The 26,330-nt window shown below is 73.3% G+C and carries 24 protein-coding genes; 10 read left to right on the forward strand and 14 right to left on the reverse strand.

The window, feature by feature from the left end; genetic code table 11:
- Positions 1-10 precede the first annotated feature (10 nt).
- Positions 11-568 carry a hypothetical protein gene (locus OO62_RS23930; RefSeq protein ID WP_033269632.1) on the reverse strand — a complete coding sequence of 186 codons (558 nt, stop codon included), beginning with the start codon at positions 566-568 and terminating at the stop codon, positions 11-13.
- Positions 569-763: 195 nt separating this feature from the next.
- Between OO62_RS23930 and OO62_RS23935 the strand changes: the two genes are divergently transcribed.
- Entirely contained in the window at positions 764-1,852 is a 1,089-nt protein-coding gene (locus OO62_RS23935; RefSeq protein ID WP_033269633.1) for a hypothetical protein, read from the forward strand.
- Between the two features lie 18 nt (positions 1,853-1,870).
- Here the strand turns inward: OO62_RS23935 and afsK are convergent, their stop codons facing one another.
- Positions 1,871-4,474, reverse strand: a complete 2,604-nt coding sequence (afsK, locus tag OO62_RS23940; RefSeq protein ID WP_063739049.1) for a protein serine/threonine kinase AfsK — start codon at positions 4,472-4,474, stop codon at positions 1,871-1,873.
- A gap of 854 nt (positions 4,475-5,328) precedes the next feature.
- Here afsK and OO62_RS23945 point away from each other — a divergent pair.
- Positions 5,329-5,976 carry a TetR family transcriptional regulator gene (locus OO62_RS23945; protein WP_033269634.1) on the forward strand — a complete coding sequence of 216 codons (648 nt, stop codon included), beginning with the start codon at positions 5,329-5,331 and terminating at the stop codon, positions 5,974-5,976.
- A gap of 232 nt (positions 5,977-6,208) precedes the next feature.
- Here the strand turns inward: OO62_RS23945 and OO62_RS23950 are convergent, their stop codons facing one another.
- The 3 genes from OO62_RS23950 to OO62_RS23960 form a co-directional block, all read right to left on the reverse strand.
- A complete protein-coding gene (locus OO62_RS23950; protein WP_033269635.1) occupies positions 6,209-6,682 on the reverse strand; it encodes a nitroreductase family deazaflavin-dependent oxidoreductase in 474 nt (157 codons plus the stop codon).
- A complete protein-coding gene (locus tag OO62_RS23955) occupies positions 6,679-8,010 on the reverse strand; it encodes an acyl-CoA dehydrogenase family protein (protein ID WP_033269636.1) in 1,332 nt (443 codons plus the stop codon). The genes OO62_RS23950 and OO62_RS23955 overlap by 4 nt, the downstream gene beginning before the upstream one ends.
- 186 nt (positions 8,011-8,196) lie before the next feature.
- Positions 8,197-8,697, reverse strand: a complete 501-nt coding sequence (locus OO62_RS23960; RefSeq protein WP_033269637.1) for an allene oxide cyclase barrel-like domain-containing protein — start codon at positions 8,695-8,697, stop codon at positions 8,197-8,199.
- A 556-nt stretch (positions 8,698-9,253) separates the two neighbouring features.
- Here OO62_RS23960 and OO62_RS23965 point away from each other — a divergent pair.
- A complete protein-coding gene (locus OO62_RS23965; protein ID WP_033269638.1) occupies positions 9,254-10,444 on the forward strand; it encodes a thiolase C-terminal domain-containing protein in 1,191 nt (396 codons plus the stop codon).
- 78 nt (positions 10,445-10,522) lie between these two features.
- Here the strand turns inward: OO62_RS23965 and OO62_RS23970 are convergent, their stop codons facing one another.
- Together OO62_RS23970 and OO62_RS23975 are read right to left on the reverse strand one after the other, a co-directional pair.
- A complete protein-coding gene (locus OO62_RS23970) occupies positions 10,523-11,674 on the reverse strand; it encodes a macrolide family glycosyltransferase (protein WP_033269639.1) in 1,152 nt (383 codons plus the stop codon).
- A gap of 339 nt (positions 11,675-12,013) precedes the next feature.
- Positions 12,014-12,379, reverse strand: coding sequence for a hypothetical protein (locus OO62_RS23975; protein ID WP_033269640.1), 366 nt, complete (start codon positions 12,377-12,379; stop codon positions 12,014-12,016).
- A 149-nt stretch (positions 12,380-12,528) separates the two neighbouring features.
- Here OO62_RS23975 and OO62_RS23980 point away from each other — a divergent pair, with 149 nt between their 5' ends.
- Positions 12,529-13,062, forward strand: a complete 534-nt coding sequence (locus tag OO62_RS23980) for an NUDIX hydrolase (protein ID WP_033269641.1) — start codon at positions 12,529-12,531, stop codon at positions 13,060-13,062.
- On the opposite strand, the gene OO62_RS23985 is transcribed toward OO62_RS23980, so the two are convergent.
- The gene (locus OO62_RS23985) at positions 13,040-14,386 is read right to left on the reverse strand and encodes an NsdA family TPR-like regulatory protein (RefSeq protein ID WP_033269642.1); all 1,347 of its coding nucleotides are present in this window, start codon (positions 14,384-14,386) and stop codon (positions 13,040-13,042) included. The genes OO62_RS23980 and OO62_RS23985 overlap by 23 nt on opposite strands.
- Positions 14,387-14,802: 416 nt before the next feature.
- Between OO62_RS23985 and OO62_RS37100 the strand changes: the two genes are divergently transcribed.
- Complete coding sequence (locus OO62_RS37100) at positions 14,803-15,036, forward strand: hypothetical protein (RefSeq protein ID WP_323135802.1); 234 nt, start codon at positions 14,803-14,805, stop codon at positions 15,034-15,036.
- A gap of 21 nt (positions 15,037-15,057) precedes the next feature.
- On the opposite strand, the gene OO62_RS24000 is transcribed toward OO62_RS37100, so the two are convergent.
- Entirely contained in the window at positions 15,058-15,834 is a 777-nt protein-coding gene (locus OO62_RS24000; protein WP_033269644.1) for a VOC family protein, read from the reverse strand.
- A gap of 278 nt (positions 15,835-16,112) precedes the next feature.
- Here OO62_RS24000 and OO62_RS24005 point away from each other — a divergent pair, with 278 nt between their 5' ends.
- Positions 16,113-17,447, forward strand: a complete 1,335-nt coding sequence (locus OO62_RS24005) for an FAD-dependent monooxygenase (RefSeq protein WP_051733555.1) — start codon at positions 16,113-16,115, stop codon at positions 17,445-17,447.
- Between the two features lies 1 nt (position 17,448).
- A complete protein-coding gene (locus tag OO62_RS24010) occupies positions 17,449-18,189 on the forward strand; it encodes a pyridoxine/pyridoxamine 5'-phosphate oxidase (RefSeq protein WP_078617338.1) in 741 nt (246 codons plus the stop codon).
- Between the two features lie 48 nt (positions 18,190-18,237).
- On the opposite strand, the gene OO62_RS24015 is transcribed toward OO62_RS24010, so the two are convergent.
- Both OO62_RS24015 and OO62_RS24020 read right to left on the reverse strand, forming a co-directional pair.
- Positions 18,238-18,726 (reverse strand): GNAT family N-acetyltransferase, encoded by a 489-nt coding sequence (locus OO62_RS24015; RefSeq protein WP_033269645.1) that lies wholly within the window; start codon positions 18,724-18,726, stop codon positions 18,238-18,240.
- A 143-nt stretch (positions 18,727-18,869) separates the two neighbouring features.
- Entirely contained in the window at positions 18,870-19,313 is a 444-nt protein-coding gene (locus OO62_RS24020; protein WP_033269756.1) for a Zn-ribbon domain-containing OB-fold protein, read from the reverse strand.
- A 368-nt stretch (positions 19,314-19,681) separates the two neighbouring features.
- Here OO62_RS24020 and OO62_RS24025 point away from each other — a divergent pair, with 368 nt between their 5' ends.
- Together OO62_RS24025 and OO62_RS24030 are read left to right on the forward strand one after the other, a co-directional pair.
- Positions 19,682-21,940 (forward strand): acetate--CoA ligase family protein, encoded by a 2,259-nt coding sequence (locus OO62_RS24025; RefSeq protein ID WP_033269646.1) that lies wholly within the window; start codon positions 19,682-19,684, stop codon positions 21,938-21,940.
- Positions 21,941-22,019: 79 nt separating this feature from the next.
- Positions 22,020-22,871 (forward strand): enoyl-CoA hydratase/isomerase family protein, encoded by an 852-nt coding sequence (locus OO62_RS24030; protein WP_033269647.1) that lies wholly within the window; start codon positions 22,020-22,022, stop codon positions 22,869-22,871.
- 65 nt (positions 22,872-22,936) lie between these two features.
- Here OO62_RS24030 and OO62_RS41385 read toward each other — a convergent pair whose 3' ends face one another.
- Complete coding sequence (locus OO62_RS41385; protein WP_266105131.1) at positions 22,937-23,584, reverse strand: hypothetical protein; 648 nt, start codon at positions 23,582-23,584, stop codon at positions 22,937-22,939.
- Positions 23,585-23,592: 8 nt separating this feature from the next.
- A complete protein-coding gene (locus OO62_RS24040) occupies positions 23,593-24,159 on the reverse strand; it encodes an RNA polymerase sigma factor (protein WP_078617333.1) in 567 nt (188 codons plus the stop codon).
- A gap of 219 nt (positions 24,160-24,378) precedes the next feature.
- On the opposite strand from OO62_RS24040, the gene OO62_RS24045 reads away from it, so the two are divergent.
- A complete protein-coding gene (locus OO62_RS24045) occupies positions 24,379-24,990 on the forward strand; it encodes a flavin reductase family protein (protein WP_033269648.1) in 612 nt (203 codons plus the stop codon).
- Here OO62_RS24045 and OO62_RS24050 read toward each other — a convergent pair.
- Positions 24,980-26,305, reverse strand: a complete 1,326-nt coding sequence (locus OO62_RS24050) for an MFS transporter (protein WP_033269649.1) — start codon at positions 26,303-26,305, stop codon at positions 24,980-24,982. The two genes, OO62_RS24045 and OO62_RS24050, sit on opposite strands and share 11 nt — an antisense overlap.
- Between the last annotated feature and the right edge of the window lie 25 nt (positions 26,306-26,330).

The following is a 26,330-nucleotide window of genomic DNA, read 5'->3' on the forward strand; positions in this document are numbered from 1 at the left end:
CCGCCCCGGGTCACATCCGGGTCTTGTGCGCCCGCGTGATCTGGCAGGTGTACCAGAACTGCCCGATGGAGGACTGGTTGACCGTGTACTTGGCGGTGTAGGTCTCGGTCGCGCCGGGGCCCACCGTGATCGAGCGCTCGTGCAGCCCGTACGCCTTGCCGTCGGCCGGCTTGGCCTTCATCCAGTTGACGGCCATGTCGTAGGAGTAGGTGTCGGTCGACGACGGGTTGGTGATCGAGACCGTGTAGGTGAACTGGCGCAGCGAATTGGAGAAGTCGCAGTTGCTGCCGGAGACGTCCGCGCGCCCGTCCGGGTCGTAGGTCTCCTGCGTCGGCGACGGCGAGTACGTGGGCTCGTACGACGGCGTCGGGTAGTCGGTGCTGTAGCCGGTGGACGTCGAGGTGGGCGTCGGGTAGTAGCTCGGCGGCACCACCACCCGGGGCCGCGCGAAGGCACAGCCGCCGACCGTGGCGACCGTGGCCAGCGTCAGCCCGGCCGCGACCGCCACCCTGATGCCCTTACGGGTGCCGCCGCGGGCGCCCGTGCCTGTGCGTGCGTGGTGCTTCATACGAACCCGTCCCCCGTGGAAATTTCAGAGCGCCACCCTCAGGATTGACGCGTGCACGGCACCCTAGCAAGCACCGGTGACACCCCGTACGGGCCCTGGCAACGCGTGTGGACGTACTTGTCTAGCGGGTGCAGACGGGCAGGCGTAGCGTCGGTCACGGAGGACGACCGGACGACTCGAAGCGAGGCGACGCCCGTGGTGCGCAACGTTCTCGGGTCGCTGATCGCCCTCATCGGAGCGACGGCCGCCGTATGGAGCCCCTTCCGTCCCTGGTACGACGGCCGTCACGGCAGGGACGTGCGCATCGAGGACCTGTTCAACGGCATCACCCGCAACAGTGCGCCCCTCTTCGGCTCCCTGCTCCTGCCGCTGGCCTTCGCCGCGCTGGTGACCCTGGTCGGTGTCGCGCTGTGCTCCCGGGCGCTGGTCGCCCTCGCCGGCCTGGTCGTCCTCGGCTTCACCATCCTGTGGATGGTCCGCCAGGGCCAGGCCGCGAGCGAGCTGACCGCGGGCGCCCGGGGCCTCGGCGTGGGCGTTGCCAACGCCCTGGGCGGCGGCGCGCTGCTGCTGCTCGGCGCCCTGATCATGCGGGGGCGCCCGCGCCGGGTCCGCGACCCCGAATACGACCGCGGCTACGACCGCCGCTACGACGACGCCCGTTACGACGAGCGGCAGTACGACGACCACGGGTACGGCCGTTACGCACCCGACGACCGCTACGACGAGCGCAGGCCCCCTCCGCCGGCCGCCTACCCTCCGGCGGCCTACCCGCCCGCGACGCCCGAGCCCTGGGACGCGGGCCGGCCGGGAGCCGAGGAATGGGACCCCGAGCCGTACGCGCCCGGTCCCGCCGGCCCGCAGACGGGCGCCTCCCCCTCCCCCTACGGGGAGCAGGGGGGCAGCCCCTACAGGGAGCAGGGGGACAGCACCCCGACCGCTCCCCTGCCGGTCACCCCGCCCCCGCCGCAGGAGGGGCAGCAACGGCCGCAGCCGCTGCAGGCACCGACTCCGCAGCCCCAGCAGGAGCAGCGGCCGCGTGCGCCGGAGCCCCCGCCGACCGTGACGTCCCGTCGCCCGCCGCCCACCCCGCCGGTGGAGTGGGGCTGGGAACACCGCCAGGCCGGCCCACCGCCACCACCGCCCTCGCCACAGCAACAGCAACAGCAACAGCAACAGCAACAGCAACAGCAACAGCAACAGCAACAAGCGCAGCAGGAACCCGAAACGCCTCCACAGCCCCAGCAGCCCCAGCAGCCCCAACGGGCCCCGGAGGAGCGGGAGTAGCGGTGCCGGCGCCGGCCGTCAGGCCCGGCGCGCCTGCCCCGTCCCCTTGGCCGCGTCCAGTGCGTAGACGCAACGGTCCTTGCTGCAGGCGTAGACGACCCCGCCGACCGCCACCGGCGAGCCGGTGATCTCCCCGCCGGTCGCCAGCTTCCAGCGCAGCTGCCCGCCCATCGCGTCGAGCGTGTACAGGCAGTGGTCGGCCGAGCCGAAGTGCACCCGGCCCTCCGCGACGACCGGGGCGCCGACGACTTCGGCAGCCGCCTGGAAGCGCCAGCGCGGGGTGCCGGTGACCGCGTCCAGGGTGTAGAGCGCCTTGCCGCTGCCCAGGTGGACCGCGCCGTGCGCGACCAGGACCGGTTCGGTGGACTGCCGGGCCTCGGTCGCGATCCGCCAGCGGTCGCGGCCGTCCGCGGTGTCCAGGGCGTAGACCGTGCCCAGGTAGTCGGCCAGGTAGAGGCCGCCACCGGTGACCGCGGGGCCGGGCGCGAAGGCCGGCGGGCTCAGGAAGACCGCGGGCGCCTCGAAGTGCCAGCGCACGTCGCCGCGCGCGATGTCGATCGCCAGCACCCGGGTGCCGGCCACCACGTAGACCACACCGTCCGACGCGGGCAGCAGCCGCATCGGCACCCCACCGCAGGCCGCCGCGTCACCGACCGGGTACGACCAGCGCTCGGCGCCGGTCCGCGCCTCCAGCGCCTTCAGCCGCGCGTCGGCCCAGACGAACACCGTGCCCTCGTGCACCGCGGGCCCGGCCTCGGCGGTCTCGAAGTCGGTCTGCGCGCCGGCGGTCTCCCACAGCAGCTCGCCGGTGGCGGCCTCCCACGCCTGGACGCCGCCGCCACGCGTACTGGTGACGACCGTGCCGCGGTCGGCCTTCAGGGCGTAGACCCAGCCGTCGGTGTTCAGCCGCCAGCGCTCGGTGCCGTCCTCGGCGTCCAGCGCGTACAGGCTCGGGCCGTCCGAGGCGTGGATCCGGCCGTCCGCGACCGCCATCGCCCAGGCGACGTCGCGGGTCTTGAATTTGCGCCGGCCGCTGGCCACATCGAGCGCGTGCACCTCGAAGGAGGTGACGTAGAGCAGGTCGTCGGCGACGACCGGGGTGCCCCAGACGTCGTTGGACATCCGGAACCGCCAGGGGCGCCAGCGGCCCGGTTCGGCGGGCGGCGGCTCGGGCGGTGCGGCCGGCGGCGCGGGGGCGGCCTCGGGCAGCGGGGCGGCCGCGCCCTGCTGCGGCACCCCGGCCGTGGGCGCACCGGCGGGCGGCCGTACCCAGTTCGTGGCGGCGGCCTGCCCGCGCGGCTGCGGGTCCCGGACGTCGGCGCGCGGCCCGGGCCCTATCGGGGCGGCCGAGCCGCCGAGGTGGACGGGGCCGGCGGCGCCGTCGGCGGACGGTGCGGACAGCACGGCGGCCCGGTCCGGCGCGACGGCGGGCGGGGCCGCGGAGACCGGCGTCGCCCGGGGCGCCCCGGCGTCCGGGCCGAGCGACGCGGGCTGCGGCATCGGACCGGGGTGGCCGCCGCGCGGGTCACCGCGGTGCGCGCCGGGGCCGATCCGGCCGGGCCAGCCGGACCCGTCGCCGGCCGGGGCGTTCTCGGGCCGCGGCGGGGCCTGGACGGGCTGGGGCGCGGGCATCGGCGGGACGGCCGGGGGTGCGGGCGGACGGCTGGCGCCACGGCCGGCGGCGGCCCGCTGGGCGCCGTCCCGGGGCACCGCGGTGCGACCGCCGCGCCGGCTCTCGATGAGCCCCACCGCGCCGGGCGGCAGCCAGGCCGAGGCGGTGCCGCTGTCGTCGCTGCCGGAGCCGAAGAGGTGCGGGGCGAGCTGGGACTGCAGATCGGCGGGGGACGGCCGGTGGCCGGCCTCCATCTGCATGCAGGACTCCATCAGCGGGCGCAGCTCGTCGGGCAGCCCGGCCAGGTCGGGGCCCTCGCGCAGCAGCATGAAGACGGTCTCGACGGGGTTGGCGCCGTGGAAGGGCGCGTGCCCGGTGGCGGCGAATACCAGGGTCGAGCCGAGCGAGAAGACGTCGCTCGCGCCCGTGACGCTGCGCGAGTCCCGGGCCTGCTCGGGTGACATGTAGGCGGGCGTGCCGACGGCCACATTGGTCATCGTCAGACGGGTGTTGGACACCCCGGAGGCGATACCGAAGTCGATCACCCGGGGGCCGTCCTCGACGACCAGGACGTTGGACGGCTTGAGGTCGCGGTGGACCAGGCCGGCGCCGTGGATGGACTGCAGCGCCTCGGCGATCCCGGCGGCCAGCCAGCGCACCGCCTGGGCCGGCAGCGGCCCGCACTCATTGACTATTTCTTCCAGGGAGGGCGCGGGGACGTAGGCGGTCGCGAGCCACGGCACCGCGGCGCGCGGGTCGGCGTCGACCACCGCGGCGGTGTAGAAACCGCTGACCGCGCGGGCCGCCTCGACCTCGCGCGTGAAGCGGACCCGGAACAGCTGGTCCTCGGCGAGCTCGGTACGCACCGTCTTGATCGCCACCCGCCGGCCGGACGCCGAGCGCGCCAGATAGACCAGTCCCATGCCGCCGGCCCCGAGACGGCCGAGCACCTCGAACGGCCCGATCCGCCGGGGATCGTGCTGCGTCAGCGCCTTCAGCTGCTCCACCACTTGCCTGCCACCTCCCCGTGGGGCGTAGAAAAGAGACTCTCACTAGCCACGAGCCGCCGAGAGCCACTGCCCCGTGCAGCATCCCCCCGCCTACGGCGAGGACTGTCGATACGGCCGTACGCGAGCTGATTCTTCCTGGCCGGGCCGACGGTTGCGAACCCGGGGCCCGTCCGTCGTGTCATGGCATACCCCCCGTGCCCCGCGGCGGGTCCGTTACCCGACGTAACCCAACCCCGCCTGACGTGCTCCGATACGTCCGTTGACGGGTGGGTACCCCCGGGGTTACCCGCGGGTTGCGGTGCTCTTCGGGCGCGACCCCGCCCGAGGGTACGGGCCCTCACCACTGCGCCGCGCCGGCCTGCCGGCCCTGCCCCCTGTCGCCGTCCCGGACCTGACGGCCCAATTCTGCGTCGGCGCGGGCCACTTCGTCGCGCTCATACGGCGCGTGGCGCCGTGCTCGGCGTCCGGGCAGCCCACAGCGCCGGCCGCCTTCGTGGCCATATATCCACGTTAGCCCCGCTTCGTGCGGCGCGCGCGCAGAGCAATCGAACACGGGGGCGGCACTGATCGATTCCGGGCGACCGGGCAGCGGCGGGCGACGGGCGGGCCCGGGGACCAACTGGCGGCACTCCTTGCGCATTTCGCGCACGGACGGTGACCGATTGTCCACCGAAGTTGTCCACAGCCTGTTGATAAGACCATTCACCAGTTCGGACCAGGCCGGGAACCGGGATCCGCACCCCCGGCCGGAGCCACCAACCGTGCACCGACGGTGACCGCGCACCCCGAATTTCCCCATCCCCATTTGCAGGCAGCCAAATCGCGCTCCGATCACCCCTCGGTAAGCTGACGGCATGACAGGACAAGTTCGAACCGTTGACGGCAGAGTTGCCGGCCGCCGCGGGCAGGCGACGCGGCAGAAGCTTCTCGACTGCCTCAGTGAAATGCTCAGTTCGTCCCCCTATCGGGACGTCAAGGTCATCGATGTGGCCCGAAAAGCGGGGACTTCACCCGCAACGTTCTACCAGTACTTCCCGGACGTCGAGGGTGCCGTCCTCGAAATCGCCGAGGAGATGGCCAAAGAAGGCACCACTCTGACCGATCTTGTCGCCGGACGCTCCTGGGTGGGCAAGTCCGGCTGGCAGACGGCGGAGGAACTGGTCGAAGGCTTCCTTTCCTTCTGGCGCAAGCACGACGCGATTCTGCGCGTCATCGACCTGGGTGCCGCCGAGGGCGACAAGCGGTTCTACAAGATCCGCATGAAGATCCTCAACGCCGTCACCAACTCGCTCACGGAGTCCGTCCAGGAACTCCAGAGCAAGGGCAAGGTCGACAAGGACGTGAGCCCCGCGGCCGTCGCCGGCTCGCTCGTCGCGATGCTGGCAGCGGTTGCCGCACACCAGAAGGGCTTCCAGAGCTGGGGCGTCAAGCAGGCCGAGCTCAAGCCGAATCTGGCACTGCTGGTGCACCTCGGCGTCACCGGCCGTAAGCCCACGAGGTGAGGTCCACCGGCAAAACCAGCGAGTAACCGAGCCAGCAGCCGAGGAAGCGGCCGAGCAACAGCCGCGCCTCCAAGTCCCGGTCTTCCCGGGCCGGTTCGTGAGTGGTCCTGTGTCCGTCCTGCCATAGCTGTACCGCACACTCAGCGGGTGCCGGCGCCCCTCAGGGGCGCCCCGGGCACCCGTTGCGCATGTCCGGCCCCACGCGGCGCCGGCCCTCGAACGCAGCGGCCGGTCAGCGCCGCTCCAGGCGGAACAGCCGGATCTCCCGCTCCACCCGCGCCTGATAGGCGGCGTACGGCGGCCAGAGCGCCAGCGCCGCCCGCCACGCCCGTGCCCGCTCCTCCCCGGTCAGCAGCCGCGCCCGTACGGGTATGTCCTTCCCCTGCCAATTGACCTCCGCCTCCGGGTTCTTGAGGAGGTTGCCGGTCCAGGCCGGGTGCCCCGGCCGCCCGAAATTGCTGCCGATCAGCAGCCAGCCGCCGTCCTCCTCCGGCAGGCAGGCCAGCGGCGTGCGCCGCGGACGGCCGCTTCTCGCGCCGGTCGCGGTGAGGATCACCCCGGGCAGCATCCGGGCGCTGAGCAGCACCTTTCCCCGGGTCAGCCGGTGCACCGCACGGTCCAGCGCGGGAATGCAGTGCGGTGCGACCCGGGCGAAGACGCGGGTCGCGGAGACCTTCTGCAGTAGCCGCTCGCCTGCGGATGTCACGCACCGGCCCCCTCTCGGGTACGGAGGGCCACCGCCGGCCCGCCGCCGGACCCGGCGCCGGTGTCCTGCGGAAACAGTCCCGCCTCCTCGGCGGCCCGGGCCCGCAGCCGGTGCACCGGCCCCAGCAGCAGTTCGTCGCAGGCCGCCCGCTTGAAGTACAGATGCGCCGCGTGCTCCCAGGTGAAGCCGATGCCGCCGTGCAGCTGCACGGCCTCCGCCGCCACCGCACGCAGCGTCTCCAGCGCCTGGGCGAGTGCCAGCCCGCCCACGCCCGGTTCGGGCGTCCCGTACGCAGCGGGGTCCGCGCCGCCCCCGGACGGCTCGCGTCCGGCCGACCACGCCGCGTAGTACGCCGCCGAGCGCGCCGCCTGCAGCGTCACGTACAGGTCGGCGAGCCGGTGCTGCACCGCCTGGAAGGACCCGATGGGCCGGCCGAACTGTTCGCGCTCCCGGACGTGGCCGACGGTGCGGGCCAGCGCCGTGTCGGCCACCCCGACCGCCTCGGCGGCCAGTGCCGCCGCGGCCTGCGCCCCGGTCGCGGCCAGCGCCGCGGCGACCGCCGCCGCGTCGCCGTCCTCCTCCCCCAGCAACTCGGCCGGCACGTCGCGCAGTTCGATCCTGGCCTGCGGCCGGGTCTCGTCCATCGCGGTCTGCCGGACCCGCAGCAGACCGGGCGGGCCGGCCGGCCCGCCGCCGTCCGCCCGCACGAGGAACAGCCGGGTGCGGCTGCGCGCGAAGCCGCCGGTGTGCGCGGCCACCACCAGCAGCTGCGCGGTGTGCCCGTTCAGCACCTGCCCGGCCTCGCCGTACAGCCGCCAGCGGCCCGTCGCCGGTCCGCCGCCGTCCGGTGCCGGCTGCCGGGCCTGGATCCCGCCGGCCCGGCCGCCGCCCGCCCAGTCGCCGTCGTTCGGGCCGGTCAGCGCGAGCGCGGTGGCCAGCCGCCCGTCCGGTACGACCAGCGTCGCGGTCAGCTCACCGGCGGCGAGGGCCGGCAGCAGCGTGCTGCGCTGCCGTTCGCTGCCGAGGGCGAGGATCAGCGGGGCGGCCAGCGCGGCGGTGGCGATCAGCGGTGAGGGCAGCACGACGCGGCCGGTTTCCTCACAGACCAGGGCGAGTTCGGTGGGCCCGCAGCCGACCCCGCCGTACGCGGTGGGCAGCGCCAGACCCGGCAGCCCGAGACGGGCGGCGAGCTGGTGCCACAGCTGCTCGTCGTAGCCCGGCGGGGTGCGTACCGCCGCCTTGACCTCGTCCGGACCGCTGCGCTTGTGCAGCAGCTCGCGCAGGGTACGGCGGATTGCGTGCTGCTCCTCGGTGAACGCGGCATCCATCGGCGGGCTCCTCCCGACCGTGCGACCACGCCCGCCCGGTGCGGGCGGGCCCCGGCAGCGATCTGACGGTGCGTCATAGTAGGGACGGTCGGTGCACTTTCCTAGGGCGGCCCCGCAAAGTCGTCGGATGGCCGGGCCACGTCACCGTGGCCCGGCCCGCAGGTGCCGTTGCGCCTTTCCGCCGGGTCAGCGGATGAGATGGACGGTGAGCTGGGTGTCCGCGGCGCTGAGGTTGACGGCGCGGACGAAGCCGTGGGCCGTGCGGTAGCGCCCGGTGCCGCCGGTGATCGCCATGTCGATGCCCCCGGTGCCGGCCGCGGTGACGGTGAAGCGGCCCTGGATGGTGAGTTGCCCCGGAGCCAGGGAGAGGTCGCCCGCGCACTGGAGGTCGAACTCGTCGGCGGGGGCGGTCCGGGTCAGCGTGCAGATCTGGCTGTAGTCGCCGACCTTGGTGGTGCCGCGGAGCAGGTCACCGGTGATGACGATCTCGTCCCCCTGGGTGGGCCCGGCCCCGTCCAGATCGATCGAGTTGATCTGGGTCTGGTGCGCGATCAGCTGGAAGACCTCCTCTCCCTGCGGCCAGGGCCCGTCGCCCGCAGCGGTGGCGGCCGACGCCGCGGGAGGGCAGAAAAGGAGGGCCGCCAGTCCGGCGAACGCACTCACGGCGACGTGCTTGAAATGACGCATGACTTTTTCTCCTGTGGGACTGGAAGGAAGGTGCCCTGACGATGCGCACGGGGAAATGCACTGACCCCGGTACGCGGTGCCGGATCGGCGCCGAAGGTTCAGGGACGGGGGCGGCGGCGATCACGGAAAAGGCGTGCGAAACCTGTCGGGCGACTGCACAGCCGCAGGTGAAAGGCGGTTGGCCGGTGGGGCGCGGGCGCCGTCCGGCGCGCGGGCCGCTATTCCCTTACGGTCACCGGCAATTGCGCTGCAAAGGTGAACATGACACTCCCCAGGCTCGGCGGGACGACGTGTCCCGCACACGGAAATGTCTGCTCCACCGCATGGGCAACAGCGAGCAGGCGCCCGGCCACAGAAAGGGGCCGGTTTGCACACAGCACGTCGAGAATACCGGCGCCGGGAAATCCTTCAATACCCGTTCCATAACTCGGATTCTCCGATAATCGCCCGCACTTTCCTTATCGGAAACGGGACCACCGGCGCACGCCTACCCCTCGCGCGACCCCACCGGACCACCCCCTCCCCGCCCCTCCCGATCTGATGTACCGTCAGATTCATGTCTTCAGCGACTACCGCGACTTCGGGGAAGCGCAGGGTCGCCGTGGCCGGCGTCGCCCTGTCCGACTGCGGCCGGGTGGACGAGGCCACCCCGTACGCGCTGCACGCACAGGCCGCCCGCCGGGCGCTCGCCGACAGCGGACTGGACCGCTCGGTGGTCGACGGCTTCGCCTCCGCCGGCCTCGGCACCCTCGCCCCCGTCGAGGTCGCCGAGTACCTGGGACTGCGCCCCACCTGGGTCGATTCCACCGCGGTCGGCGGCGCCACCTGGGAGGTGATGGCCGCCCACGCCGCGGACGCGATCGCCGCCGGCCACGCCGACGCGGTCCTTCTCGTCTACGGCTCCACCGCCCGCGCCGACCTCAAGGCCCGCCGCCGCACCGCGAACCTCTCCTTCGGCGCGCGCGGCCCGCTCCAGTTCGAGGTCCCCTACGGGCACACCCTGATCGCCAAGTACGCGATGGCCGCCCGCCGCCACATGCATCAGTACGGCACCACACTGGAACAGCTGGCCCACATAGCGGTGCAGGCGCGGGCCAACGCGGCGGCCAATCCGGACGCGCTGTACCGCGAGCCGATCACCGTCGACGACGTGCTCGCCGGCCCGATGATCGCCGATCCGTTCACCAAGCTGCACTGCTGCGTGCGCTCCGACGGCGGCTGCGCGGTCCTGCTGGCCGCCGAGGACTACGTCCCCGACCTCGCCAAGCCTCCGGTGTGGGTGCTGGGTTCGGGCACCGCGGTCTCGCACTCCACGATGTCCGAGTGGGAGGACTTCACCGTCTCGCCCGCGGCGGTCTCCGGGCGCCTGGCCTTCCAGCGCGCCGGGGTCCGCCCCGAGGAGATCGACCTGGCGGAGCTCTACGACGCCTTCACCTACATGACCCTGGTGACGCTGGAGGACCTGGGCTTCTGCGCCAAGGGCGAGGGCGGCGCGTTCGTCGAGCAGGGCCGGTTGCTGCGGGACGGCGCGCTGCCGGTCAACACCGACGGCGGCGGACTGGCCGCCTGCCACCCCGGTATGCGGGGCCTGTTCCTGCTGGTCGAGGCGGTGCGCCAGCTCCGCGGCGAGGCGGGCCCGGACCGCCAGGTCCGCAAGGCCGGCGGCAGGCTGCCGCAGCTCGCGGTCGCCTCGGGCACGGGCGGCTGGTTCTGCTCGTCGGGGACGGTGGTGCTGGGGCGGGAGTGACGGGGCGCGGGGCGGCGCGCGCGGAGGGACCGGGCCGGTGCCCGCGCGGACACCGGCCCGGCTCCGACGCCCCGGACCTCAGCCCAGCCGCGCCTCCAGGAGATCCGCGGCCCGGCGGGCGCCGCCCTCCGCACGCACCTCGGCGCGCAGCTCGGCCGAGCGCGCGGCCACCCGCGGATCGGCGGTGAGCTCCGTCAGGGCCGTACGCAGCGCCTCGGCCGTGGCGTCCGCGGTGTCGAGGCGGCGGGCGACCCCCAGCTCGACCAGCCGGTCGGCGTTGAAGAACTGCTCGGCGCCCTGCGGGACCGCGATCATCGGTACACCGGCGTACAGCCCCTCGCTGCTGCCGCCCATCCCGGCGTGCGTCACGAACGCGTCCGCCTGCTCAAGGATGGCCAACTGCGGTACGCACGACCGGACTTCGATGTTCGCCGGCAGCGTGCTGCCCAGCTCCGCCGGGTCGATGTAGCGGCCGATCTGGAGCACCACGTGCCACCCCGGCAGGTCCCCGAAGGCCGCCACGCACTGCCGGTAGAACTCCGGCCGGCGGGTGTACGCCGAGCCCAGTGACACCAGCAGCACCCGCTCGGCGCCGGCCGGCCGCGTCCAGCCGCCCTGCTCCGCGCGGTCGCCGAGGCACGGCCCGACGAACGTCACCGCGTCGGCGTCGACCCGGTCCGCGTGCGGCTGCATGGCCCGGGGAATCGTCGCCAGCGCCCGGCGCGGCCGGCCGGAGAACTCCGCCACGTCCGTGGTGCGCGCGCCGCACCCGGCCAGCCAGGCGGCGAACCGCGCCTGGTACTCCTCGGCGCCCGGCAGCCCGGCGAACGCCGCGGCGATCTCCGCCTCGGCACCGTCCCAGCCCACGAACGTCGGTGACAGCTGGACGATGTCCCGGCCCTGCGCCTCGGCCAGTGCGCGGGCGGCGTAGGCGCCGACGTCGTAGAGGTAGAGATCGGCGGGGTCGTCGTCGTAGGCGGCGTGCAGCTGCGGCAGCAGGGCGATCGCGTCGTCGAGGAAGAGCGAGGAGGCGGCGACCGGATCCTGCGGCCAGGCGTTGTCGACGACCGGCAGGGTGGTGGTGCAGCGGACGAACTCGGCGCCGGTGGGGGCGATCAGCGCGGCGGCGGGTTCGGCGTTGGCGTACGTCACGCGGTGGCCGCGGGAGACCAGCTCACGGATGATCTCCAGGCTGGGCAGGACGTGGCTGACCATGGGCGTGCCGACCATGGCGATATGGGTGGTGCGGGGCACGGGAACACTTCCTTCGATGCAGAGCTACGGCTGGCAACAGGGAAGCCCGACGGACCGCGCGGCACCGCGCGGCGTCGGCCGGGAAGGCCGGCCGCCGCCCTTCGCGGTGCGGACGCGGGCGGGCACGGGCGGACGAGACCGCCCCGAGCCGTGTCAGCCGTACATCTGGAGGAAGGAATGCATGCGACGAGGGTAGGCCGGAGGACTGCGCCGGGCGAACGGTTTTTCCGCGGGTGCCACGGAAGCCTCTTCTGCCGCTCCTGACCTGCCCGTTGGTCTCCCGGACCCAGGGAGATCACGGCAGCGCCGGGTGTCTCAGCTCAGCACCTTCTCGATGGCCTCGAAGATGTCGGCGTCGGTCTCCTGCTGCCAGGACGGGAGGTCAGGCCAGTCGGCCACGTAGCCGGGCTTCGGGTCCTCGAAGTGCTTGAACATCTGGGCCGTCCAGCACGTCGCGACGAAGCGGCTCTTCTGCTCGCGGGACAGCCGCGCTGTGGAACCGCCGCTGCTCTCGATGAATTGCCGGACCTGCTCGTAGACGGCACCCGCGGCCTCCCGCTCCCACTGCGGGGTGGCGTCCCACGGCGTGACATAGCCGGCCTTCGGCTCTCCCGGGAAGTGCCGGTGGACTCCCGCGATCCAAGCTTCCCGGAACACTCGTGCACCCTCGGTCTGCGACATGCCTACCCCTCTCGTCACGGCGCGCTCAGCGCGGCGATGTCCGCCGGCCTGCACCTGGTCCGTCTGCAGTAAGGACAATCCGCCTTCAACTCGGTCCCCCTTCATGGATGCTCTGCGATGCTGGAGACCAGTCGAGAGGGGCGGCAGCGATGCGGTGGAAGATCCACGGGGAACGTCCGATCTACGAGAACAGCTGGGTGAACCTCTGGCTCACCGACGTCGAGACGCCGGACGGAAACCGCTGGGAGCACCACGTCGTCAAGCTCCGGCACCTGGCCGTGGCCGCCGTGGTCAATGAGCGGCACGAGGTTCTGATGATGTGGCGGCACCGCTTCATCACGAACGCCTGGGCGTGGGAGCTGCCCATGGGCCTGGTCGAGGAGGGCGAGACGCCGGCCGACGCAGCGGCCCGCGAGGTCCTGGAGGAGACCGGCTGGCGCCCCGGTCCCCTCAAGCCGCTGATCTACGCCGAGCCGGCCAACGGCATCACCGACTCCCAGCACCACGTCTTCCGGGCCGACGGAGCGACATACGAAGGACCGCCGACCGAGAAGAACGAGTCGGACCGGATCGAGTGGGTCCCGCTGGAGAACGTGCGGGGCATGATCGACCGGCGCGAGGTCGTCAGCAGCGGCTCGCTCGTCGGGCTGCTCTACGTGCTCATGGACGAAGCGATCCGCTGACCTGGCGGGGCAGCACTTCCCGGAGCCGGGACTCGAACGCCACCGCGGCCGGCTCCCGCCGGAAGGGCTCCAACTGCTCATAGAACTCCCGGAGGTGACCCGCGACCCGTCGCGAGCTGACGGCCACAGCCGGAGCCAGGGCGCCCATCGCCGTGTGGCACGCCTCATCGAGCTTGCCTCGCTGGAGTTGGGTGCGGGCGAGCCAGAAGCTGTGGAAAGCGCGGCCTCGATGGTTCGATCGGTGTTCACGGCACAGGGCATCCGCGATAAGAGGTTCGGCGAGGGCGCCTTCACCCAGGCGGCCGTGCGCGATGCCGGTGTCCACGATTAGCTTTGGCTCGTCGAAGTAGGCCACCCAGGCCGGATCTGGATCGTCGGCACTGATCCGTCCGAAGTGGGTGTGGGCCTGCGAGATCGCGCTGTGGGTCGCGCTGTGGTTCCCGAGGACGGCGTGGGCGAAGGCTTCTCTTATGGCGAGCATGGCCAGCACACGAGACGTTGTCCCAATGGCGGTTCGAGCCTGGTCCTGGGCCGCGGTGACGAGTGCGAGGGCGTCACCGGGCTTGTCCTGGTAGGTGGCCTGGAGGCTCATGCAAGCGAGGACGTTGGCCATGAACTGGCGGTCCTCAATGGCCTTGGCCAGACCGAGGGCTTCGGTGAAGTAGGCACGTGCCTGGTTGTACTGGCGCGCGTCGAAGTACGTCCAACCGGTGAGCCGGGCCAGTTCGGCCGCGATGCTGTGCAGGCCGTCCCGCATCGGGGCGGGTCGCTGCTCCTTGAGGAGATCGACGACGTAGCGGAGCTGACCGACGACCGCCGGCCGTAAGGTCTCGCCGCCGTGCGTGTCGTCCCGGCGCCAGTAGTCCGCGATCGAGGAGTGCAGCGCGTCCAGCGTCGACGGGCCGAGCTCCCGCTCGGCCGCCAGGGCGAGGATGCTGTCCACGTCGGCCCCAGGCAGCCCCGCGGTCAGCAACTCCACTGCTGGGGCCGATTCCCCGGCCGGTTCTCGGGATGTGGCCGCCAGACTCTGTGGGGTCTCCCACGAGCGCCGAGCAAGACCGAGCATGTGTCCGGGGATGCGCAGCCCATCAGAGATCCGCTCGATCACGTCCATGTGCAGCAGCTGCCGGTGCCCGGCGATCACCTCGCCGACGCGGCTCGGAGTGAGGTCGCAGCGTCGCGCGATCATCGACGGGTAGACGCCTGCTCGCGCTTTGACCAGCTGAAAGATGCGGCCGAAGTCCCTGGCCCCGCATGCCTCGATCATCAAAGGGTCCGCGAGCAGGCGGGCCGGGAGTTCTTTCGGGCGGGGTGGCTCGGGCATCGGGCACGCTCCGGCAGTAAGACCACGGATCGCTACTGTTCGGCAACCGATAGTGATGTTACCCAAGCTGGGTAATCCACTTGGCCTTTCTGGTCGAGCCTGTGGATCGCGATGCTCCTGACCATGACGAACGGACAGGACGAGGTACGGATGACGCTGCGGGTCTCGCGCGACTCCGGCCGGACGTGGGGACCTCTCACCGAGGCACGCGTGGGCGACAGCCCGGTGCTCCCGAACGGCCCCGGCGGCCTCCCGCCGTGCACGTGCCGCCGGTGCGCGGAGCGGAACGCCGTCGATTCTCTGCGGAGGGAGTCGTGATGCGGTGCACGCACTGGCGCCGGGTGCCGCTGGACCTGGTGCGGGAAGCGCGGGAGAGGTCGGCCGCGGAGTGCGTCGACCGGGCCGTGTAGTGCCAGTTGGCCTCACACGACGACGGTGAGCACTGCGGCCTCCTCGGCGGCGACCTCGACGAGTACGGGACCGCCCTGTGGCTCCGCTGGCTCGGGGGGACCGAGGTGGAGCTGGTCGTACTGCCGGACTGCCCGGTGGTCGCCCCGGGACCCGACGGGGAGGGCTGCTGTCTGTTCGCCGGTCACGCCGGCCGGCACACCTGGGACGGCACCGCAGAGGAGGCCCCGTGCACCGGTTGAACACGAGCCCGCCGGCCGTTCCTACCGCGCGTTCGGCCGGCGCGTGATGACGCTGAAGGACGTGCCGAAGGGGTCGGTGAGGGCGGCCATCCTGCCGTACGGGGTCTCCTGCGGGGGCTCGGCCGTGCCGCCCGCGGCGACGGCTCGGGCCACGGCCTCGTCCGTGTCCGCGACTTCGAAGACCGTGTGCCAACGGGAGGCGGCGGCCGTCGGGGAGCCGAAGACACCGCCGATCTCATGGCCGTCGGGGCGGCGCAGGAACGTGAAGTCGAGGTGCGGGAGGTCGTCGTTGCCGTCGAGAGAGAAGTCGAAGACCCCGGTGTAGAAGCGGCGGGCGGGCCCGGGTTCCGGGGAGATGAGGTCGTTGCGGACCAGCGCGTCCGGCTCGTTGACCAGTTCGCAGCCCGGCAGCGTCCGGCCCTGCCAGAGGCTGAAGCGGGCGCCGACGGCGTCCGCGACGACGGCGGTACGGCCGAGGCCGGCCACGTCCGACGGCGGTACGAGCAACTCCCCTCCGGCGCCGGTGATCCGCTTGGCCGTACCGTCGCAGTCGTCGGTGGCGAGATACACGTGCCACCAGGACTCGCCCGCGACATCGGCCCCGGCGACGGGCCGCAGCGCCGCCACCCGCCGGCCGCGCAGCAGACACAGGGTGAACGGGCCGCTCGCCGCGGACGGCTCCTGGAACTCCCAGCCGAACAGCGCGCCGTAGAACGCCTTGGCACGGTCGAGGTCCGCGACCCCGAGATCGATCCAAGTGGGCGTACCGAGCGGCTGGTTGACCTTGATCTCGCTCATTGTCTGCTCCTTCTCGGTGGTGCGGTGACGTGGGTGGCGCGGGGACGCGGTGACGGGCTGGCTACCGACGGGACGACGCTAACGGGCATGGAGGACGGAGCCTGTCCTAGTTGGTTCGGGCGTCGAGACCTCTCGATCTATACGCTCGTCATAGACAAGCGTTTAAGACGCTCGTATAGTCAGGGGTGCCGGTCAACGCGTGCACCACGACCGAACGGCGCCGGTACGACGCGCCGCAGTCCACCCCAGGAGCAGCACCTCCCGAAGGGAACCCCGTCATGCCCGGTACCACCGCCCCCGCCCGCCCCACCTCCGTACTGATCTCCGGTGCGAGCATCGCCGGCCCGGCGCTCGCCTACTGGCTGCACCGCCACGGCTTCGCGGTGACCGTCGTCGAGCGTGCCCCCGCCCTGCGCACCGGCGGCTACAAGGTCGACATCCGTGGCGCGGCGGTCGACGTCGCCGAACGGATGGGGATCCTGGAGGCCGTGCAACGCGCCAGCACGGACATGCGGACCGGCGCGTACGTCGACGAGGACGGCAAGCGGATCGCCACCCTCCCCGCGGACATCTTCGGCGCCCGGACCGGCCGCGACGACGAGATCATGCGCGGCGATCTGGCCCGCATCCTGTACGAGCGGACCCGGGAGGAAGTCGAGTACGTCTTCGGCGACTCGATCGCCTCGCTCACCCCGGTCGAGCGGCACGCAAGCGGGGACGGCGACCCGGGGGTCGAGGTCACCTTCGAGCGCGGCGCTCCCCGCCGCTTCGACCTCGTCGTCGGCGCCGACGGCCTGCACTCGACCGTCCGGCGGCTGGCCTTCGGCCCGGAGGAGCAGTTCGTACGGCACCTCGGGGCATACATCTCGGCCTTCTCCATGCCGAACGAACTGGGCCTGGACCGCGAGGAGTTGTACCACGCCGTGCCCGGCAGGCTGATCTGCGCCTACAGCTCGGCCGGGGATCCGGCGGCCAAGGGCCTGCTGTGCTTCCGTTCGCCGCGGCTGCCCTACGACCACCGCGACACCCGGGCGCAACTGGCCCTGCTGGAGGACGCGTTCGAAGGCGTCGGCTGGCAGACCCCGCGCATGCTGCGCGCCGCCCGGGAGGCGGATGACTTCTACTTCGACGGGCTCCAGCTGGTCGAGGCGGACCGCTGGTCCCGGGGGCGCGTGGTGCTGCTCGGCGACGCCGCGCACTGCCCCTCCCCGGCGTCGGGCCAGGGCACCGGGATGGCGCTGGTCGGCGCGTACGTCCTGGCCGGTGAGCTCGCGGCGGCCGGCGGCGCGCCCGAGACGGCCTTCGCGCGCTACGAGCGGGAGATGCGTGGCTACGTCGAGGTCAATCACGCGCTGGCGCGGAAGTTCGCGCAGGAGATGACGGTGGACTCGCGGTGGCAGATCCGCCTGCGGCACCTGATGATGCGGATCCTGCCGTACATGCCCTGGAAGAACCTCGTCGCCAGGAAGATCGCCGAGGACGTGCAGCGGGCCGCCTGCGCGATCACGCTCAAGGACTACCCGCAGCCGGGTCCGGTGGCGGGGCGCGCGGAGGTTGCGGGGCCGGGTGCCGTCGGTGCGCCGGGCGTCCCGCACCCCCCGTACGCTGCCTGACATGAGCGAGCACCCCGCGCCCCAGCACCCGCCGGCCACCGGCCCCGACGGCGCCGCGCCGGAGCACGGCGCCGAGGCCGACCCGGCCGCCCGCGCCTTCCGTGACCTGCTGCGCGGCCTGCGGGTCTGGGATCACGACCTGCCGTCGTTCGATCCGGCGGCGGCCCCGGACGAGCCGCTGCCGCTGTTCCGGCAGTGGCTGCGGGAGGCCGCCGAGGCCGGCCAGCCGGAGCCGCAGACCATGACACTCGCCACCGCCGACGCGGCCGGGGACCCGAACGTACGGACCGTGATGCTGCACGACGCGGATGAGCGCGGCTGGCACTTCGCCACCCACCGCGGCAGCCGCAAGGGCCGTGAACTGGCCGAACGGCCGCGAGCGGCGCTCGGGTTCTACTGGCCGGCGGTCGGCCGCCAGGTGCGGGTCCGGGGGTCGGTGACCGAGGCGGGCCCCGCGGAGAGCGCGGCCGATCTGCACCGCCGTTCCCCGGGGGCGCTGGCCGCGGCGCTGGTCGGCCGGCAGAGCGAGGTGCTCGGCTCGGTCGAGGAGCTGGCCCGCGCCTCGGACGCGGCCTGGGAGCGCGCCCGGCAGGAACCGGACGCACCCGTGCCGAGCTGGACGCTGTACGTGCTGCGGCCCGAGGAGGTGGAGTTCTTCCAGGGGGACGCCCGGCGCCGCCACGTCCGCCTCGACTACCGCCGGGAGGACGGGCGGTGGACGCGGGACCTGCTGTGGCCGTGAACCACCGGGTGCCCCGCCGGGCGTCCGCTCACGGCCGCCGGCCGGCGCTCACAACTGCTGGTACATGATGTGCAGCCCCACATAGCCCTTGGTGGGGTGCCGGAAGCCCTCGGGGAGCGTCGTCATGATCGCGAAGCCGAGGGACTCCCAGAGGGCGACTGCGCCGGTGTTGGTCTCCACGACGGCGTTGAACTGCATCGCCCGGTAGCCCTCGGCGCGGGCCCAGGCCAGGACGTGTTCGCCCAGGGCCCGGCCGACTCCGCGCCTGCCCCGGCGCGGGTCGACCATGAAGCTGGCACTGGCGATGTGCGCGGCGCCGCCCATGTGGTTGGGGTTCATCTTGGCCGTGCCCAGCACCGTGCCGGACTCGTCGACGGCGACGACCGTACGCCCGGGCGGGGCGAGCAGCCACATCTCGCGACCGGTCGTCTCGTCGAGGTCGCGGGGGTAGGTGTAGGTCTCCCCGGCTGCCACGATCTCGTGGAAGAAGGGCCAGATGGCGGGCCAGTCGGCCTCGGTCGCCTCGCGTATCAGCACCTCTTCAGCATGCCGCCGATCCACGGCGAACCGCTACCGGGAATTGTCCCGTCCGGCCGCCGCCACCGGGGGCCCGGGCCTGCGCCGCGGGTCGCCACCGGGGCCTGCATCGCGTGGCCGCGCCGCGGCTCGGCGGCCGATCCTCACGCGGGGGCGAAGACGGGGACGACGTATCCCGCGCCGCCCGCTCCGGCACCGCCCTGCCGGCCGTCACCGCCTTGCCTGCCGTCACCGTCCTGCCGGAACCGCACCACCAGCGGCATCCCGATCCGCAGCGCGTCCGCCGGGCAGTCGATGATCTCGGTCATCATCCGGGGCCCCTCGGCCAGCTCGACCACCGCCGCGACATACGGCACCCGGTCGCCGAACGGCGGGAGGTCGTTGCGGTGCACGACGGACCAGGTGTAGAGGGTGGCGCGGCCGGTGGCCTGCTCCCAGACGACGTCCTCGCTCCAGCAGGACGGGCAGAACTCGCGCGGGTAGTGGTGAGTCACCCCGCACCCAGCGGCCCGGCAGCGGCGCAGCAGCAACCGCCCCTCGGCCGCCGCGTCCCAGTAAGGCCGGGTGAAGGCGTCCACCTCCGGCACGTCGAACCGCGGCGCCCCGGCCGGGGCCCCGGCCCCGGTCCTGCCGTCGGCACTCTTCCCGGCACCGGCCGTCACCGGATCACCCCCACCGCCGCGTCGGCCGACCACGTCCGCCGACTCACCCCTGATGACTTCTGACGGTACGTCAGTTAGGCCCGCGAGGGAACGGGTCGGCAAGAGCCCGGACCCAGGGCGGCCCGGGTTTCGCACCCCGAAGAGTGCGACCGGGCGGGATCGACTCCCGGACCTTTTCCTGCGCCGGACCATTCCTGACGTGTCGTCAGTTCAAGTAAACTGACAGAGCGTCAGCTAGCGCACAGTGCAGCGTGCAGGTAATGAGAGCCGTCACACAGGAGCGGGCGTTTGCGATGCTTGGATCGACTCACGGCACCCTCACCACGCACTCCCGGCCGGCCCGTGTCGTGGCCTGCGGGGAGCAACCACCCCACACCGTCCACGGTATGAGCGCACCGCAGCGCGACGGCGACGGCCAGGGCGCCGGGGCCCCGGTCGACCGGGACGTCAGCGGCCGCCCGCTGCACGCCCCGGTGCCCGACCTGGACCGGTTCTTCCGGCCCGGCTCGGTGGCCGTGATCGGCGCCTCGGACACCGAAGGCCGGCCCCACACCGGCATCACCCGCCAGCTGATCGCCTGGGCGGAACGGGTCGGCGCCCGGCTGTATCCCGTCAATCCGGGGCGCACCCAGGTGTTCGGGCTGCCCTGCCACGCCGCCGTCGCCGACCTGCCCGAGCCTGTCGACCTCGCCGCGATACTGGTCGCCGACCCGCTGCCGGTCGTCAAGGAACTCGCCGCGGCCAAGGTGAGGTTCGCGGTGGCCTTCGCCTCCGGCTTCGCCGAGACCGGCGCGGACGGGGCGGCCGCCCAGGCCCGGCTCGCCGAGGCCGTGGAGCGCTCCGGTCTGCGACTGCTGGGCCCCAACACCAACCTCAACGCCTTCGAGACCTTCCGCGAGGACCTCGACGGGCCGGCCATCGCCCTGATCACCCAGTCGGGCCACCAGGGCCGGCCGGTCTTCACGCTGCAGGAACTGGGCATCCGCCTCTCCCACTGGGCCCCCACCGGCAACGAGGCCGACCTGGAGACCGCCGACTTCCTCTCCTACTTCGCCACCCGTCCCGAGGTCGGCGCCATCGCCGCGTATGTGGAAGGGCTCAAGGACGGCCGCAGCTTCCTGCTCGCCGCCGACCGCGCGGCCCGCAACAAGGTGCCGGTCGTCGCCGTCAAGGTCGGCCGCACCGAGGCCGGCGCCCGGACGGCCGCCTCGCACACCGGCAAGCTCACCGGCGCGGACGAGGTCGTCGACGCCGCGATGCGGCAGTTCGGCGTGATCCGGGTGGACGGGCTCGACGAGTTGCAGGACACCGCGGCGCTGCTGGCCCGCGCCAGGAAGCCGGTCGCGGAGGGCGTCGCGGTCTGTTCGATCTCCGGCGGCACCGGCGCGCACTTCGCCGACCTGGCGACCGCGGCGGGGCTGCGGCTGCCCACCCTCGACGAGGCCAAGCAGGCCGAACTGCACCAGTGGATACCGGACTACCTCAACGTCGCCAATCCGGTCGACAACGGCGGTCACCCGGTCGGCGACTGGCGCGGCCGCAAGATCATCGACGCGATCCTGGCCGACCCGTCCGTCGGCGTCCTGATCTGCCCGATCACCGGCCCCTTCCCGCCGATGAGCGACAAGCTCGCCCAGGACCTGGTGGACGCGGCGGAGCAGACGGACAAGCTGGTGTGCGTGATCTGGGGGTCGCCGGTCGGCACGGAGGACGCCTACCGCCGCACCCTGCTCGGCTCCTCGCGGGTGGCCACCTTCCGCACCTTCGCCAACTGCATCACGGCCGTACGCGCCTTCCTCGACCACCACCGCTTCACCGCCGGCTACCGCTCGCCCTTCGACGACGCCCCCCGCACGGCGTCGCCCTCCGCACGCAAGGCGCGGGCACTGATGCGCCCGGGCGAGCAGCTCAGCGAACACGCGGCGAAGCAGCTGCTGCGCGCCTACGGCATCCGCGTCCCGCGCGAACAGCTGGTGACCAGCGCGGCGGCGGCCGTACGGGCGGCGAGCCTGGTCGGCTACCCCGTCGTCATGAAGGCGTCCGGGCCGCAGCTGGCGCACAAGACCGAACTGGGCCTGGTCAAGGTCGGTCTGACCTCCGCCAGCCAGGTCAGGGACGCCTACCGGGAACTCACCGACATCGCCCGCTACGAGGACGTCCCGCTGGACGGCGTCCTGGTCTGCCAGATGATCGAGCGGGGCGTCGAGATGGTCGTCGGCGTCACCCACGACAGCCTCTTCGGGCCGACCGTGACCGTCGGCCTCGGCGGCGTCCTCGTCGAGGTCCTGCGGGACGTCGCGGTGGGCGTACCGCCCTTCGGGGAGGACCGGGCCCGCGCGATGCTGGACGAACTGCGCGGCCGCGCCCTGCTGGACGGCGTACGGGGCGCGCCGCCCGCGGACGTCGACGCGCTCGTCGAGGTCGTGCTGCGCGTCCAGCGGATGGCGCTGGAACTGGGCGGCGACCTGGCCGAGCTGGACATCAATCCGCTGGTGGTGCTGGAGCGTGGACAGGGCGCGGTGGCCCTCGACGCGCTCGCCGTGTGCCACTGAACCCCGAACCGGCCCCGCCCGCACCCGGCCCGGCACCACTCGTGAGCATCCCGCCCGCACTCCCTGGAGCCGCTCCCCCATGACGTCCTCCCCGTCCCCCGGCACCGTCCCCCCGGCCGGGCCCGGCAACGCCGCCGCGCCCGTCGATTCCTTGATACTGCACACCACTGACAACGGCGTCTCGTGGCTCACCCTCAACCGCCCGGAGGCGCTCAACGCCCTCACCCGGGACCAGCGCGAGCGCCTCATCGACCGGCTCGCCGACGCCTCGGCCGACCCGGACGTCCGCGCCGTCGTCCTGACCGCGACCGGCAAGGGCTTCTGCGCCGGCGCCGACCTGCGCGGTGCGCCGCCGGCCGGCGAACGGGTCGCCGGCGACGTCGCCCGGATGATCCGGCACGGCGCCCAGCGGCTCATCGCGGCGGTGCAGGACTGCGAGAAACCCGTGATCGCCGCGGTCAACGGCACCGCCGCCGGGCTCGGCGCCCATCTCGCGCTCGCCTGCGACCTGGTGCTGGCCGCCGCATCGGCGCGCTTCATCGAGGTGTTCGTCCGCCGCGGCCTGGTCCCGGACGGCGGCGGCGCCTATCTGCTGCCCCGGCTGATCGGCCCGCAACGCGCCAAGGAGCTGATGTTCTTCGGGGACGCGCTACCGGCCGCGGAGGCCGAACGGCTGGGGCTGGTCAACCGGGTCGTCCCGGACGACGCGTTGACCACCACCGCCCGGGAGTGGGCCGAGCGGCTGGCGGCCGGCCCCACCCGTGCGCTCACCCTGACGAAGCAGCTGGTCAACGCCTCGTTGGAGAGTGACAGGGCGACCGCCTTCGCCGCCGAGGCCACCGCCCAGGAGATCAACATGACAACGGCGGACGCGCGGGAAGGGGTGGCCTCTTTCGTGGAGCGCCGCGACCCGACGTACCGAGGACGGTGACCCCCGGCCCAGCGGTCCCCCGGTCCACCGGCCCACCGATCCGCCGGCCCACCGGCCGCGTGCCGCTACTTGCGTCCCTCGGGACACACCGGCACCTCATGGGTGTTCCGCGTCCGCACTCCCGGCAGCCAGCCCTCCACCCCCTGCCCGTTGGTGACCAGGTACCAGCGGGTGGAGGTGAGGCCCGCCTCGTCGCGGACCAGCCGGCCGTCCGTGACCACGCAGCGCGCGGCCAGCACGTCGCCGTGCCAGACCCGGCCGGCGGAGTTGTCGCGCGCGGCGTACGGGGCGTGCGGATCCTTGGCCAGCCGCAGGGCGCACTCCTGCAACCGGCCGCCGCGGCACGCCGTTTCGCTGTTGTGGACCGTGAGGCGCACGGTCGGCGGCGGCCCCGCCGGCCGCACGTCGACGGGCCCCGGCCGCACCAGCCACCACACGCCCAGTGCCACCGCCGCCACCGCCGCCGCGACCACCAGGACCAGGGCGTACGGCCGTCGGCGGGGCCGGGCGGCCGCGGGCTCCCGTGCGCCGCCGGTCTCCCTGACCCGGTCCCACAGGCCCGGCGGGGTCTCGATCTGTTCGTCCGCGCGCCGCAGCCGGGCGCGCAGCAGCGCCTCGGCGTCGTCCCCGAATCCGCCCCGGCCACCGCCCGGGGCCGGACCGTCGCCGCCCGTACCGCCCACGCCGCCGTCGTACCGTGATCCCACGCCCACCGCGCCGCTCACCTCCCGGCCTGCCCGTGTTCGGATTCGACTAGGTGGGCGCGCAGCCTGTCCAGCGCCCGGGCCCGGTGCCGGGCGGCGGTGCCGCGGTGCACCTTCATGATCTTCGCGGCCTGGTCAATGGTGTAGCCGTCCAGGTCGACGAGGATGACGATGCCGGCCTGCCGGTGCGACAGCAGCCCCAGCAGGCGGACCGCTTCGATCTCGGCGTGCCGGCGCTCCACCCCGCCGTCCCAGCCGCCGGGCCCCGCCGCCCCCGGTTCACCGCCCTCCTCCAGCCCGTCCAACCGGTCCACCAGGACCTGGCGCCGCTCCTTGCGCCGGGCGTCGCGGGCGACGTTGAGCACCGCGGTGAAGGCATAGGCGTACGGCTCCGGGTGGGCGAGGAAGCGCTGCGGGCGGGCGGCGAGTCTGAGGTACGCCTCGTGCACCACGTCCTCCGCCGACTGCCGTGAACCGGCCAGCATCACCGCTCTTCGGTAGAGCCGGGGCAGCAGCCCGCAGAAGACCTCGTCGAAGGCGGGTGACGCGCCGGACGACGCTGAGGGTGGTGTCGCATCGGCCATGTACCGGAACTCCCCCGTGCTCGGCTACGGACGCGGCCGAGGCGACCGCTCCCCCGCGGACGACACGCAAGCGGGAATCCGCCCTCCCAATTTCCCCCGGAATCCCCCGGCATCCCGGCGGTCGGCGGGCAAACCACGCGTCCGGGTGGCCGTCACCTCCTCCGCCTTCACAACTGACGCTCCATCAGATTCAATGCAGGCATGATGGGACACGCCGGAATGGCGGCCACGGCCGTGCGATACCTGCGCTCCGTCGGCGCACCGACCTCGGCCGCGGCACCGGCCACCCCCGCCGCGCCCGTCCCACGCCCGGCCCTGCGCGCCGTGCGCGAGGACGAGCGCGCCCCGCTGGACGCGGCCGAATTCCGCGCCGCCCTGGGGCACTTCGCCAGCGGCGTCACGATCATCACGGCCCCCGGGGAGCCCGGCCCGGCCGGCTTCGCCTGCCAGTCCTTCACTTCCCTGTCCCTGGACCCGCCGCTGGTGGCGTTCATGGTGGCGCGCACGTCGACGACCTGGCCGCGGATCGCCCGCGCCGGGGTGTTCTGCGTCAATGTCCTCGGCGCGGGCCACGGCGCGCTGTGCCGTGCCTTCGCGGTCAGCGGCGCCGACAAGTTCGCCGGCGTCCGCCACGTGCCGGCCCCGGCGACCGGCTCGCCGCGCCTGGCGGACGTCCCGGCGTGGATCGACTGCACGATCCACGCCGTGCACACCGGCGGCGACCACCTGATCGTGGTCGGCCGGGTCGACGCCCTCGGTACCGATCCGCGCGCCGCCGCGGCCGGCCCGCTCCTCTTCCACCGGGGCGCCTTCGGGCAGTTCAGCCCGTGAGCGCCACCGCCCGCACCCCGCCCCGCCGCTCGCGGATGACCAGGGCCATCAGGGCCGCCAGGGCGCACAGCGCCCCCGCGGTGTACCAGACCGGGTTGTACGTACCGAACGCGTCGCGCGCCAGGCCCCCCAGGAAGGCGATCAGCGCGGCACCCACCTGGTGCGCGGCCAGCACCCAGCCGAAGACGATCGCGGCGTCCTCGCCGTAGTGCTCGCGGCACAGGGCGAGGGTCGGCGGTACGGTCGCCACCCAGTCCAGACCGTAGAAGACGATGAAGAAGACCATCGGCGGGTGGACGGTGTCGGCCAGCAGCAGCGGCAGGAACATCAGGGACAGGCCGCGCAGTCCGTAGTAGACGGCGAGCAGCCGGCGGGCGCTGAAGCGGTCGGTGAACCAGCCGGAGGCGACGGTTCCGGCGATGTCGAAGACGCCGATCACCGCGAGCAGCGACGCGGCCGCCGTCATCGGCATGCCGTGGTCGTGCGCCGCCGGCACGAAGTGGGTCTTGACCAGGCCGTTCGTCGTCGCACCGCAGATCGCGAAGGTGCCCGCCAGCAGCCAGAAGGGGCCCGTGCCGGCCGCCGAGACGAGCGCCCGCACCGCGCGCCGGGCGGCCCCGCGCTGCGGAGGCGGCCTGGGGACGAACTCCGCCGCCCCGTACGGCGCGAGGCCCACGTCCGCCGGGTGGTCGCGCAGCAGCAGCCACACCAGGGGGACGACGGCGAGCGCGGCCAGTGCGACGGTCACCGCGGCCGGCCGCCAGCCGTGCCGCTCGACGACCACGGAGAGCGCCGGCAGGAAGATCAGCTGGCCGGACGCGCCGGCCGCGGTGAGGATGCCGGTGACCAGCCCGCGCCGCGCGGTGAACCACCGGCCGGTGACCGTCGCGGCGAAGGCCAGCGCCATCGAACCGCTGCCCAGCCCCACCAACACGCCCCAGTACAGGACCAGTTGCCAGCTCGACGTCATGAAGCAGGTCAGGCCGGCGCCGGCCGCGATCACCGTCAGCGCGCCGGCGACCACCCGCCGGATGCCGAACCGGTCCATCAGGGCCGCGGCGAACGGCGCCGTCAGCCCGTAGAGCGCCAGGTTCACCGAGACCGCGAAGCCGATCGTGCCGCGCGACCAGTGGAACTCGGCGTGCAGCGGCTCGATGAGCAGACCGGGGAGGGAGGCGAAGCCGGCCGCGCCGATGAGGGTGAGGAAGGTGACGGCGGCGACGGACCAGGCACGGTGCGGCCGCCGGCGACGGGGCGGGGCCGCCGGGCCCGCAACCTGTGCGCGGGCGGGCAGTTCGGAGGGGGTGAGGGTCACCCGACCACCTTCGCCCGGCACCCCC

Source organism: Streptomyces lydicus (assembly GCF_000717345.1).
In the GTDB taxonomy this organism is placed as follows: Bacteria; Actinomycetota; Actinomycetes; order Streptomycetales; family Streptomycetaceae; genus Streptomyces; species Streptomyces lydicus.